Origin of the sequence: Streptomyces sp. NBC_01304, assembly GCF_035975855.1 — a bacterium.
In the GTDB taxonomy this organism is placed as follows: Bacteria; Actinomycetota; Actinomycetes; order Streptomycetales; family Streptomycetaceae; genus Streptomyces.
Genome location: NZ_CP109055.1, coordinates 8903989 through 8916312, shown reverse-complemented (window position 1 = coordinate 8916312; position 12324 = coordinate 8903989). Strand labels below are relative to the sequence as shown.

The window sequence follows — 12324 nt, the reverse complement described above, 5'->3', positions numbered from 1 at the left end:
CGGGGCGGAGCCCCGTGGCCCCCAGGTGGCAGACCAACCTTCGCATCGCCCCCTCACCCCCTGCGCCCGCACAGGCACTGCGCCACCATGAATCCATGCTTCTCGTCGACGTCGCCCGCACTTCGCAGAAGATCGCCGCCACCACGGCCCGCTCGAAGAAGACCGCCCTGCTCGCCGACCTGTTCCGCGAGATGACCCCGGCCGAGGCCCCGCTGGTCGTCAGCTACCTGTCCGGCCGCCTCCCCCAGCGCAAGATCGGCGTGGGCTGGACGGCCTTCAAGGAACCCCCGCCCCCGGCCGGCCGGGCCACCCTCACCGTGGCGGGCCTGCACGACACGTTCGACCGGATCGCGGCCGTCGCCGGCAAGGGCGCCCAGGCCGAGCGCAAGCGCCTGGTCCAGGAGCTGCTGGCCGCGGCCACCGAGGACGAGCTGCGCCTGATCTTCGGCCTGGTCGGCGGCGAGCTGCGGCAGGGCGCCCTGGACGCGCTGGCGGCCGAGGGCCTCGCGGCCGCCGTCGGGGCCGAGCCCGCCGCGGTGCGCCGGGCGGTGATGCTGGCCGGGCGCCTCGACGTCGTCGCACAGGCGCTGATGGCCGAGGGCGTGGCCGCCCTCGACGCCTTCCGGCTCGATGTCGGCCGCCCCGTCCAGCCGATGCTCGCGAAGACCGCCAAGGACGTGGACGAGGCCCTGGACCTGCTCGGCCCCTGCGTCGTCGAGGAGAAGCTGGACGGCATCCGGGTGCAGGTGCACCGGGACGGCGAGAGTGTCCGGATCTTCACCAGGACCCTGGACGAGATCACGCTACGGTTGCCCGAAGTGGTCGCCGCGGCAAAGGAGTTGGCGTCCGACCGGGTCGTACTGGACGGTGAGGTGATCGCCCTGGACACGGCGGGACGGCCGCGCCCCTTCCAGGACATCGCGGGCCGAGTGGGCTCCAAACTGGACGTCGAGGGAGCCCGGGCCGCGCTCCCTCTCTTCCCGGTCTTCTTCGACCTGCTCGCCGTGGACGGGCGCGACCTGCTCGACCTGCCCGCCCGCGACCGGCACGCCGAACTGGCCCGCATCGCGCCCGAGCCACGCAGGGTCCGCCGCCAGCTCGTCGACGACCCCGACGACGTACAACAGCGGGAATCCGCCCGGCAGTTCGCAGCCCGCACGCTGGAGCGCGGCCACGAGGGCGTCGTCGTCAAGGCCCTCGACTCGCCCTACAGCGCGGGCCGCCGGGGCGCGTCCTGGCTGAAGGTGAAGCCCGTACACACCCTCGACCTGGTCGTGCTCGCCGCGGAGTGGGGACACGGGCGGCGCACCGGAAAGCTGTCCAATCTCCACCTGGGGGCGCGCCGTTCGGACGGCACGTTCGCCATGCTGGGCAAGACCTTCAAGGGCCTCACGGACGCGGTCCTGGCCTGGCAGACCGGGAAACTCCAAGAACTGCGGACGGACGACGACGGCTGGGTGGTGCACGTACGCCCCGAACTGGTCGTGGAGATCGCCTTCGACGGCGTACAGCGCTCGCCCCGCTACCCGGAGGGCGTGACCCTGCGGTTCGCGCGCGTGGTGCGCTACCGCGAGGACAAGACGGCGGACGAGGCCGACACGGTCGAGACGGTCCTGGGCCTCCTTCCGCCGACAGCACGAGCAGGGGAGGAACCATGACCACACCCACCCATCCGCCGGAACCGGGCCGGATCGCCGAACTGAGGGCCCGGGGCGTGCACGGCGTGGCCCTGACCTGGGTCGACAACGCGGGCCTGACTCGCGTCAAGGCCGTCCCCCTCGACCGCCTCCCGGCGGCCGCCGAGCGGGGCGTCGGCATGTCCCCCGTCTTCGACATCTACCTGGTCGACGACTCCCTCACCGCGAGCCGCGACACGGGCGGCCCGGACGGCGACCTCCGCCTCGTCCCCGACCTCGGGCGCCTCACCACCCTTGCCGGGCAGCCGGGTTGGGCCTGGGCGCCGGTCGACCGCTTCGAGCAGGACGGCCGCCCCTACCCGGGCTGCCAGCGACACTTCGCACGCCGGATGACGGCGCGGGCCGCCGAGCACGGCATCGAGCTGCGCATGGGGTTCGAGACCGAGTGGGTGGTGACCCGGGACGGACGGTTCGCCTGCTCAGGACCCGCGTACGGCATGACGCGCCTGGTCGAACTGTCCGCCTACGCCGACGACTTGCTCACCGCGTTCGCCGCACAGGGCGTGACCGTCCTGCAGCTTCATCCCGAGTACGCCCCCGGACAGTTCGAGATCTCGATCGCGCCGTCCGACCCGGTCACGGCCGCCGACGAGGCGGTCCTGGTACGCGAGACGATCCGCGCGGTGTCCCTGCGGCACGGCCTGACTCCTGCCTTCGGCCCGGTCCACGACCCGGACGGCGTCGGCAACGGCCGCCATCTGCATCTGAGCCTCTGGCGGGACGGGCGCAACCTGTGCGCGGGCGGCACCGGACCGTTCGGCATGACGGCAGCGGCCGAAGCGTTCCTGGCCGGCATCCTGTCCGCGCTCCCCGAACTCCTCGCGGTCGGCGCCCCCTCGCCCGCGAGCTATCTGCGCCTCCAACCCTCCCGCTGGGCAGGCGTGTTCCAGTGCTGGGGCCTGGAGAACCGCGAGGCCCCGCTCCGCTTCATCACGGGCGCACCGGACGACCCGACGGCGGCGAACGCGGAGGTCAAGTGCTTCGACCCGGCGGCCAACCCCTACCTGCTCGTGGGCGCGGTGATCACAGCAGGCCTGACCGGCCTCACCGCCCAGCAGACCTTGCCACCACCGATCACCGGCGACCCGGCGCCCCAACACCAGCCCCGACTCCCCACCTCACTCCCCGAGTCCCTCACCCACTTCGAACGCTCGACACAGCTGCGCACCGCGATGGGCGACATGCTCTTCGAGGCATTCGCAGCGGTGCGGTCAGCCGAGGCAAAGCTGTTCGACGGCACATCACCGGAGGCCTTGGCGGCGGCCACACGGGAGCGCTACTGATGCCTTCAGCCTGTCCGCTGCCCTCCCCTTCAGCCCGTCCGCTTCCCTTCTCTTCAGCCCGTCCGCTTCCCTCATCAGCCCGTCCGGCGTTTGAGGACAGAGGCCGAAGGCCGATCCGGGGTCTAGGGGCGAAGCCCCAGTCGTCGAAGACTTACGGGAAGGGGCGGGGAGGGGAAAAATGCACCCACAAACACACCCGCACCTGATCGACCACCACTGCCACGGCATCCTCCGCACACCCCATCCCCGCCCCACCTTCGAGGCATTCCTCACGGAGTCCCACGCCCCAGCAGCCGCAGGCACCACCTTCTTCGACACCCAACTCGGCTTCGCCGTACGCCGCGTATGCCCACCCCTCCTGGACCTGGACCCACACGCCCCACCGGAGGTCTACCTGGCCCGCCGCCACGAACTGGGCCAAGACGAAACGGCCCGCCGCCTGCTCGGCGCGGCAGGAATCACCGAGTACCTGGTCGACACCGGCCTCCCCGGCAACCTGACCACACCCCAGGACCTGGCCACCCTCAGCGGCAGCCCAGCAACCGCCCGCGAGGTCGTAAGACTGGAATCCCTGGCCCAGAAAGCCGCCGACGAGGCAAAGGACGCGCAGTCCTTCCTGGCCACACTCGCCACCACGATCCAAGCGGCAGCGCACCACGCCGCCGCCTTCAAATCCATCGCCGCCTACCGCCACGGCCTACGCCTGGACCCGGACCCACCGACCGAAGCCGAAACTCACCGAGCGGCAGCCGCATGGCTGAAGGAACGAACCCACGGCGCCCGCCTGCACGACCCGACCCTGCTGCGCCACCTGCTCTGGTCGGCCGTCGCGACCGGCCTGCCGCTCCAGCTGCACACCGGCTTCGGCGACCCCGACCTGCGCCTGCGCGACGCCGACCCGCTGCTCCTGACCGACTTCATCCGCGCGGCGGCCCCCACCCCGCTGATCCTGCTGCACGGCTACCCGTACCACCGCGGCGCCGGCTACCTCGCCCACGTACATCCGCATGTGTACGCCGACTTGGGGCTCGCCCTGACCCACACCGGGGCCCGCGCCGAGGCCGTACTGGCCGAGTTCCTGGAACTCACGCCGTTCGGCAAGCTGCTGTTCTCGACGGACGCCTACGGGCTGCCCGAGCTGTACGTCGTCGGGGCGCAGCTCTACCGCGAGGCGCTGGACGCCCTGCTCACCCGCTGGGTGGATTCCGGCGCCTGGTCGGCGGCCGACGCCGAGCGGGTGGCCCACCTGATCGGCGCCGGCAATGCCCGCAGGGTCTACTCGTCCTCGGGTCCGTCGGGGTCCGCCCGCTCCAGCGCGGGACGCGGGGCCGATCCGGCGGACAGCAGATAGTCGGCCGCCGCGGTGTCGGTGACCAGGCTGGTCACCAGGCCCGAGCGGAGGACCGCGTCGATCGCGGACGCCTTGCGCCGCCCGCCCGCGATGGCCACGACCTCCGGGATCCGGCGCAGCCGGTCGGCCTCGACCGTGATGCACCGCTCTCCCAGGTCGCGCCCGACCCTGCGGCCCTCGGCGTCGAAGAGGTGCGCGGACATCTCGGCGGCGACGCCGAGCGAGGCGTAGTGCGCCCGCTCCTCGTCGCTGAGCATGTCGTGCACCGTGGAGATCCCCGGCTCCCAGGAGCCGATGGACACGGCGGCGACCGTCACCTTGTCGAAGTACTCGAAGGCGCGGGCGATCCCGGTCTGGTTGCGCAGCGCGGCGGCGGTGGCCGGGTCGGGAAGCAGCATCGGCGCGTAGATCGGGTGCGCCTCGCCGCCGGAGACCTGGGCGGCCCGCCGGACGGCCTCGACGGAGCCGCGCTCGGCGGTCCCCGCGTCGTAGACGCCGGTGAGCTGCACGACCGTGCACGGGGGCAGGCGGTCCAGGGCGGCCGCCATGTGGATGGTGGAGCGGCCCCAGGCGAGACCGAGGACATCGCCCTCGGTGACGAGCTCCCCGAGCAGGTCGGCGGCGACCTCGCCGAGGTTCTCCGGGTCGGGCGACTCGTCGGCGGACTCGGCCGCGGCCGAGGGCGACTCGACGACGACCGCGTGCCGCAGGCCGTAGCGGGCCCTGAGGCGGTCGGAGCGTTCGGCGTCCAGCTCGGCCGGGACCCGGATCTCGATGCGTACGAGATCTCGCTCGAGCGCTGTCTCCAGGACCCGCGCGACCTTGAAGCGGCTGACGCCGAACTCCTCCGCGATCTGGATCTTGGACTTGCCCTCGAGATAGAAGCGGCGGGCCATGGCCGCCGCCTGCACCAGCTCCGCGGGTCCCATCCGCAGGGCTGGCCGACCCTGCGACATGCCAGTCACGGCGATCTCCTCACTGCTGTTCACACGCTTTATCGAGGCGAGCCACTGGGCGACTCGCCGTTCATCCTCGCAGATCCGGCGGGGCTTGATCAGTCCTGCTGGGCCGGGTCATGTGCCTGGCCGCGCTGTGTTCATCTCCATGTGGCACTCAGGACGCACACGCGACTACGCAGCGCACTCGAGCCCGCTCAGTGGCGGCAGGCCCAGGCGGCGTTCCCCGTCGTGGCCTCGGCCTTCTCGCGCAAAGCGCGCACGGCGGCGGCCGGGTCGTCCTTGCCGTACACCGCGGAGCCCGCGACGAAGACGTCCGCGCCGGCCTCGGCGCAGCGCTCGATGGTCGAGTCCGCGACGCCGCCGTCGACCTGCAGCCACAGTTCAAGTCCGTGCTTGGAGATCAGCTCACGGGTCCGGCGGATCTTCGGCAGCATGATGTCCAGGAAGGCCTGCCCGCCGAAGCCCGGCTCGACCGTCATGATCAGCAGCATGTCGAGCTCGGGGAGCAGATCCTCGTACGGCTCGATCGGCGTCGCCGGCTTCAGCGCCATGGACGCCCGGGCGCCCTTGGCCCGGATCTCGCGCGCCAGACGCACGGGGGCGGCGGCGGCCTCGGCGTGGAAGGTGACGGAACCGGCCCCCGCTTCGACGTACTGCGGTGCCCACCGATCGGGGTCCTCGATCATCAGGTGGCAGTCCAGCGGCGTGTCCGTCGCCCGGCTCAGGGACTCTACGATCGGCACCCCGAGCGTCAGGTTGGGCACGAAGTGGTTGTCCATCACGTCGACATGCAGCCAGTCGGCGCCTTCGACGGCCTTGGCCTCGTCGGCCAGGCGCGCGAAGTCGGCGGACAGGATGCTGGGGTTGATCTGAACTGCCATGCCCCAAGCCTGCCATGCCCGGCGACCGTTACCCGCCACGGTGCCCGCCGAGGGCGTCCGAGGTCCGTCCCGCACGGTCCGAACGCTCCCCGGATCATGACTTGTCGTGCCATTCTGTCGACCTGCCGGGCGAAGGCACTCTGGGGGGCGTCATGCCGGACGCGCAGAAGGACGGGGCGGATCAGCGACGGGGCGTCGCGTGGCTGGTGTGCGGGCCGCGCACCAAGTGGGTGGTGCTTGCCCTGTGGATCCTGGTGATCCTGGGAGCCGCCCCGCTGGCCCAGAAGCTCACCGACGCGCAGGACAACCAGTCCTCGTCGTGGCTGCCGAGCAGCGCCGAATCGACCAAAGTCCTCAAGGAGTCCGAGGACTTCCGGCCCGAGTCGATTCCCGCGGTCGTCGTCTACGCCCGTGACAGCGGCCTCACCTCGGCCGACCGGGCCCGGATCGACGAGGACGTCGCGGCCCTCAAGAAGCTGGCGGAGCACAACGTCCTGGGCTCCAGGACCCAGGGCCCGCTCCTCGACGACAAGGCCTCCCCGAAAGCCGCCCAGCTCTTCGTGCCGATCCTGATGGACGAGAACGGCTGGAAGGAGCTCACCAAGGCCGTCGACGCCATCAGGGACGAAACGGGCGGCAGCGAGGGCGGGTTGGCGGTCCACATCACCGGACCCGGCGGCACCAGCGCCGACTTCTCCGAGGCCTTCGAGGGCCTCGACACGACGCTGCTGTTCTCCGCGCTCGGTGTGGTCGTCGTGATGCTCCTGATCACCTATCGCAGCCCCACGCTGCTGCTTGTCCCGATCATCGGCGTGGTCGGCGCGCTGACGACGGCGCAGGCGCTGATCTATCTGTTCGCCGAGCACGCCGATCTGACGGTCAACGGGCAGAGCCAGGGCATCTTGACGGTCCTCGTCTTCGGCGCGGGCACGGACTACGCCCTGCTCCTCGTCGCCCGCTACAAGGAGGAGCTCCGCCGCCACGAGGACCGGCACGAGGCCATGGCCCTCGCGCTGCACCGGGCCGGACCGGCCGTCCTGGCCAGCGGCGCCACCGTGGTGGTCAGCATGCTCGTCCTGATGGCCGCGGAGATGAACTCGACCGCGGGCCTCGGCCCGGTCGCCGCGATCGGCGTGAGCATCGCACTGCTTGCCATGCTGACGCTGTTCCCGGCCCTCCTGGTGATCCTCGGCCGCTGGATCTTCTGGCCGCTGCACCCCGACTTCGGCTCGGCCGAACCCACCGTGCAGGGATTCTGGGCCCGCATGGGGCAGCGCATCTCGCACCGTCCGCGCGCAGTGTGGGCGGCGACCGCGCTGGTCCTGGCCGCGCTGGCACTGGGCCTGACTCAGCTGCGTACGGAGGGAATCAGCAACGCGGACGCGTTCACCGAACGCCCCGACTCGATCATCGGCCAGGAGGTCCAGGCCAAGTACTTCCCGGCGGGCAGCGGCGACCCGCTGGTCATCGTCACCGATGCGGGCAGCGCGGACGCGGTCGCACGGGCCGTCGGTGCCACCCGCGGCGTCGAGCGGGGTTCCGTGGCACCGGCGCAGGGCAGCAAACCCGCCTACGAAGGCCGTGCCCTGCTCGAAGCGACCATGACCGATCCGAGCGACAGCCCGGCGGCCCGCAAGACCGTGGAGCGCGTACGGGACGCGGTGCACGACGTGCCGGACGCTGATGCGAGGGTCGGCGGCGGCACCGCCACGTTGCTCGACATGGAGACCGCGACCACGCACGACAACTTCCTGATCATCCCGCTGGTGCTGATCGTGGTCCTGCTGATCCTGATCCTGCTGCTGCGCGCCCTGGTCGCTCCGCTGCTGCTGATCGCGACGGTGGTGCTGTCGTTCGCGACGGCGCTCGGCCTGAGCGCGCTCGCCTTCCGCCATCTCTTCGACTTCGCGGGCGAGTCCACCGACTTCCCGCTGTTCGTCTTCGTGTTCCTGGTGGCGCTGGGCATCGACTACAACATCTTTCTGTCGACGCGGATCCGCGAGGAGGCGGGCCGCCAGGGCACCCGCCCCGGCGTCCTCACCGGCCTGGCCGCCACCGGCGCGGTGATCACCTCGGCGGGCCTGGTCCTCGCGGGCACCTTCGCGGTGCTCGGCACCCTGCCGATGGTCGCGTTCGCCGAGCTGGGCTTCGCGGTCGCGCTCGGCATTCTGCTCGACACCTTCGTCGTACGGTCCATCCTGGTGACCTCGCTGTTCCTGGACGTGGGCGCCAAGGTGTGGTGGCCGCACCGGCTCTCGCGGGAGGACGGCCGCGGCGCCGAGGAGCCGGCCGAGCTGCCCTGACGGTCGTGCTCAGCTGCCCTGGAGGATGGTGGTGCAGAGCAGGGTGGCACCGTCGTCGACGACCCAGGCCCAGTACCGGGTCTGATCGCCCTGCACCCGTCGGCAGAGGCTCGCGTCGGTGCCCTTGGACGTGTTGTAGACGCCGGTGATGTGCATGATCTGGTTGTACGGGACGGGCACCTTGTGGTTCCGGTCGCAGTTCGTGGCGGTCAGCGAGCCCAGCGAGATCGAGTCGCCCGACTGCTCGCCGAGCATGCAGTAGTTCGCGTGGTAGATGCGGCTGAGGCAGAGCTTGCGGGTGTCGCCGCCGGTGCTGACGGAGGTGTAGCTCCAGGAGCCCTTCCCGGTCCCGCCGGCGCAACTGCCGGCGTTGGTGCCGGTGACCTTGACGAGCGCCTGGTCGCTGCCGCAGGACACGGCGCCGGGCGGGACCTCGGTGCTCCACTCGATGACTCCGGAGCCGCCGTCGCCGGTGTCGTAGACCGTGAGGCAGTCGCCGGGCGAGACCCGCTTGAAGGCCAGCTCGGTGGCGTCCGCAGCGGGCGTCGGACTCTCCGACGGCTCCGCTTCCTCCTCGGTGGTCTCGTCGTCGGTCGTCTCGCCGGATCCCGCGTTGTCGCCGGAGGTGCCCGTCGTGCTGCCGCTGCTGCTCGAACCGCCGGAGCCACCACTGCCGGAGCTGAGCCCGGAGGTCGTGGAACCGGTGCCACCACTGCTGTACGTACCGCTCGACGAGCCGCTCTGCGAGCCCGCGGACGACCCGCCCGCCTCCTTCGCGTCCCACGGCTTCCACACGAGGAGAACGATCGCGAGCACCACGAGGACGGACCCCACGACGCCGGACGAGGCCTTGGACCCCGACGTACGGGTGGGCGTGGGCGGCGAGATGACCACGGGCGGCACCTCCCGCTCACGCCGTTCCCGCTCTTCCCGCTCGCGCCGTTCCCGCTCCCTGCGCCGCCGAAGCAGCCGCTCCTGCTCGGCCTGCTCCCGCCGCTCCGCGCCCTCGCGCTCCCGCCGTTCCCTCTCCTCCCGCTCCCGGGCCTGCGCCTGCGCCGCCTGCCGGGCCTCTTCCTCCCGGCGGGCCCGCGCACGCCGCGCCCGCTCCACGGTGTCCACGTCGGTGGGCCCGAGCCCGCGCAGCAGCGCCGTGAGCTCGTCCCCGGTCGCCGCGGGGCCGCCCTCCTGCAGGGCCCGCCCGTAGTCCGCGTACTCCTCGATCAGCCCCCGCCAGGCCGTCGGCAACCGGCGCGCCCCACGGCGCAGGGTGGTCGTCCGGCTGACGCCATCTCTCAACTGGCCCAGCACGGCGCCGAGTTCGGGCCGCTCCCCCGGCTCGGCGGCAAGGCAGCCACGGATCAGCGGTCCGAGCTCCTCGGGCAGTCCGGTCAGATCGACTTCACCGCGCTGTACGAGCGTGAGGAGGCGGATCGGCTCGTCGGCGTCGGCGTACGGCACCCGCCCGACCGCCAGATAGAAGAGCGTGGCGCCGAGCGAGTAGACGTCCGACGCCTCAGTGGACTGCTCGGCACGCGCCTGCTCGGGCGAGGTGAAGGCGACGGTGCCGAGGGTCAGCGACGTACGGGTGATGTCGTACGCGTGCGAGATGCCGAAGTCGATCAGCCGCGGCCCGTCCAGCGGCAGCAGGATGTTCTGGGGTTTGACGTCCCGGTGGACGATGCCCTCGCCGTGCAGCACCGAGAGCGCCTGCACGACGCCCGCCCCGATCCAGCACACCGCGGGCGGACCCAACTCCCCCTGGTCGCGCACGAGATCGGACAGCGCGGGCGCGGGAATGTACTCGATCGCCATCCACGGCCGCGCGGCCTCGGGGTCGGCGTCGATCACCCGTGCCGTGCGCGGCGACTGCACCCGCTTCGCCAGCTCGACCTCACGGGCGAACCGCCGCCGCCCGGACTCACCGACGACGCCCTCGGCGAGCAGCGTCTTGACGGCGACTAGCGCCCCGTCGACGGTCGCCGCGCCCGCCGTGGCCCTGGCCAGGTAGATCCGCCCCATGCCCCCGGTGGTGAGCCGTCCGAGCAGCTCGTAGGGGCCGAGCCGTCGCGGATCCTCGACGTCCAGCGGCTTGATTCTCATGACGGCCATGCGGTGCCACCCTCCCCGTGCTCCCCGCCCAGCACCACCGGTCAACCAGTGTCACGGCAGGGGGAGTTGAGCGCCAGTGGGTGGCGCGTACACGCGAAGGGGGCGACCGCAGGGAACGCTCAGGCGGTGCGTCGCAGCAGCGCCAGATACATCGCGTCGGTTCCGTGCAGATGCGGCCACAGCTGTACGTCGGGTCCGTCGCCGAGCGCCGGTACGTCGCCCATGTACGGCCGGGCGTCGATGAGTTCGGCCCCGCCGTGCTTCTTCAGCACGTCGTCCACGACCACGCGGGTCTCGGCCAGGTGCGGCGAGCAGGTCGCGTAGCCGACGACTCCGCCGACCCGGACCGCCTTCAGCGCCTCGGTGAGCAGGGCGCGCTGCAGCGGCCCGAAGCCTTCGAGGTCGTCGGGGCGGCGCCGCCAGCGGGCCTCGGGACGGCGGCGCAGGGCGCCGAGTCCGGTGCAGGGCACGTCCATCAGGACGCGGTCGAAGCTGCCGGGCTGCCAGGGCGGGCGGGTGCCGTCGGCGGCGATGACCTGGTACGGGCCGGGGTTGCCGGCGAGCGCCTGGGCGACGAGGCGGGCGCGGTGGGGCTGCTTCTCGGACGCGAGCAGCATGGCACCGCGCTGACTGGCCAGACCGGCCAGCATCGCCGCCTTGCCGCCGGGACCGGCGCAGCCGTCGAGCCAGCGCTTGTCGGCCCCTTCCACGGGCGCATCGGCGAGGGCGAGCGCGACCAGCTGGCTGCCCTCGTCCTGCACTCCGGCCCGGCCCTCGCGCACCACGTCGAGGGCGCCGGGCTCGCCGCCCTCGGTGAGCCGGACGGCATACGGCGACCAGCGGCCGGGCAGCCCCGTCTCCTCGCCGACCACGTCGAGCAGTTCGTCCCCGGTGATCCGGCCGGGCCGGGCGACGAGCGTGACCTCGGGCCGCTCGTTGTCGGCCTCCAGCAGGTCCTCGATGCCCGCGCGGCCGCCACCCAGGGAGTCCCACAGCGCCGACACGATCCACCGCGGATGCGAGTGCACGACCGCCAGGTGGTCCTCGGGGTCCTCGTCGTAGGGCGGTGCGACCTTCTCCACCCATCCATCAAGATCATCAGCGGCGATCTTGCGCAGCACGGCGTTGACGAACTTGGCCCGCCCGTCCCCGAGCACACAGCGTGCGAGCTCGACACTGGCCGACACGGCGGCATGCGTGGGAATCCGCGTCCCCAGCAACTGGTGTGCGCCCAGGCTCAGTACGTCGAGCACGGGCGGGTCGACCTCACGCAGCGGCCGGTCCACACACCGCGAAATGATGGCGTCGTACGTTCCCTGCCGGCGCAGCGTCCCGTAGACGAGCTCCGTCGCGAGGGCCGCGTCCCGGCTGTCGAAGTCACCCTTCTCGCGGGCCTTGCGCAGCAGGGGCGGCAGCACGAGGTTCGCGTACGCGTCCCGCTCGTCGACCGCCCGCAACGCCTGGAACGCGAGGATCCGCACGGGGTCCTTCTGCGGCCGACGATGGGGCCTGCCGGGCTTGCCGCCTGGCTTACGGGGACGACTGGGCTGCTGCTCGCTCACGAAAAGGTGCTCCGGCTCTGGATTGGAAATCCTCCCAAGCCTACGTCGCCCCACCCACCGCGCACGCCCGGACCACCAGGGCCCGGCTTCTCGTGAACAGGGGTGTCCACCAGCGGACCGGCGTACTCGCGCAGACGGTGCCCCGCACTGCTACGCCTCCCCCGCCCTGCGAGCACCCC

General features: G+C 71.9%; 8 protein-coding genes. 4 read left to right on the top strand and 4 right to left on the bottom strand.

All coding sequences use genetic code 11. The features are described 5' to 3' along the window. Window positions 1–95: 95 nt before the first annotated feature. From OG430_RS39700 to OG430_RS39690, 3 genes are all read left to right on the top strand, one after another. Window positions 96–1658, top strand: coding sequence for an ATP-dependent DNA ligase (locus tag OG430_RS39700; protein ID WP_327357508.1), 1563 nt, complete (start codon window positions 96–98; stop codon window positions 1656–1658). Beyond that, window positions 1655–2980, top strand: coding sequence for a glutamine synthetase family protein (locus tag OG430_RS39695; protein WP_327357507.1), 1326 nt, complete (start codon window positions 1655–1657; stop codon window positions 2978–2980). Before OG430_RS39700 ends, OG430_RS39695 begins: the two co-directional genes overlap by 4 nt. A 178-nt stretch (window positions 2981–3158) precedes the next feature. Beyond that, a complete protein-coding gene (locus OG430_RS39690) occupies window positions 3159–4331 on the top strand; it encodes an amidohydrolase family protein (protein ID WP_327357506.1) in 1173 nt (390 codons plus the stop codon). On the opposite strand, the gene OG430_RS39685 is transcribed toward OG430_RS39690, so the two are convergent. Both OG430_RS39685 and rpe read right to left on the bottom strand, forming a co-directional pair. Next, window positions 4256–5320, bottom strand: coding sequence for a sugar-binding transcriptional regulator (locus OG430_RS39685; RefSeq protein WP_327357505.1), 1065 nt, complete (start codon window positions 5318–5320; stop codon window positions 4256–4258). The genes OG430_RS39690 and OG430_RS39685 overlap by 76 nt on opposite strands. Window positions 5321–5484: 164 nt before the next feature. Continuing rightward, window positions 5485–6171 (bottom strand): ribulose-phosphate 3-epimerase, encoded by a 687-nt coding sequence (gene rpe / locus OG430_RS39680; RefSeq protein ID WP_327357504.1) that lies wholly within the window; start codon window positions 6169–6171, stop codon window positions 5485–5487. Between the two features lie 152 nt (window positions 6172–6323). Here rpe and OG430_RS39675 point away from each other — a divergent pair, with 152 nt between their 5' ends. Next, window positions 6324–8474, top strand: coding sequence for an MMPL family transporter (locus tag OG430_RS39675; protein ID WP_327357503.1), 2151 nt, complete (start codon window positions 6324–6326; stop codon window positions 8472–8474). Window positions 8475–8483: 9 nt separating this feature from the next. Here OG430_RS39675 and OG430_RS39670 read toward each other — a convergent pair whose 3' ends face one another. Continuing rightward, window positions 8484–10583, bottom strand: coding sequence for a serine/threonine-protein kinase (locus OG430_RS39670; protein ID WP_327357502.1), 2100 nt, complete (start codon window positions 10581–10583; stop codon window positions 8484–8486). Window positions 10584–10702: 119 nt separating this feature from the next. Then, window positions 10703–12145 (bottom strand): RsmB/NOP family class I SAM-dependent RNA methyltransferase, encoded by a 1443-nt coding sequence (locus OG430_RS39665; RefSeq protein ID WP_327357501.1) that lies wholly within the window; start codon window positions 12143–12145, stop codon window positions 10703–10705. Window positions 12146–12324: the final 179 nt, after the last annotated feature.

What these genes read in the sequence shown, in the direction of transcription:
- OG430_RS39700 (WP_327357508.1), top strand. Translation starts at nt 96, where the DNA reads ATGCTTCTCGTCGACGTCGCCCGCACTTCGCAGAAGATCGCCGCCACC.
- OG430_RS39695 (WP_327357507.1), top strand. Translation starts at nt 1,655, where the DNA reads ATGACCACACCCACCCATCCGCCGGAACCGGGCCGGATCGCCGAACTG.
- OG430_RS39690 (WP_327357506.1), top strand. Translation starts at nt 3,159, where the DNA reads ATGCACCCACAAACACACCCGCACCTGATCGACCACCACTGCCACGGC.
- rpe (WP_327357504.1), bottom strand. Translation starts at nt 6,171, where the DNA reads ATGGCAGTTCAGATCAACCCCAGCATCCTGTCCGCCGACTTCGCGCGC.
- OG430_RS39675 (WP_327357503.1), top strand. Translation starts at nt 6,324, where the DNA reads ATGCCGGACGCGCAGAAGGACGGGGCGGATCAGCGACGGGGCGTCGCG.
- OG430_RS39670 (WP_327357502.1), bottom strand. Translation starts at nt 10,583, where the DNA reads ATGGCCGTCATGAGAATCAAGCCGCTGGACGTCGAGGATCCGCGACGG.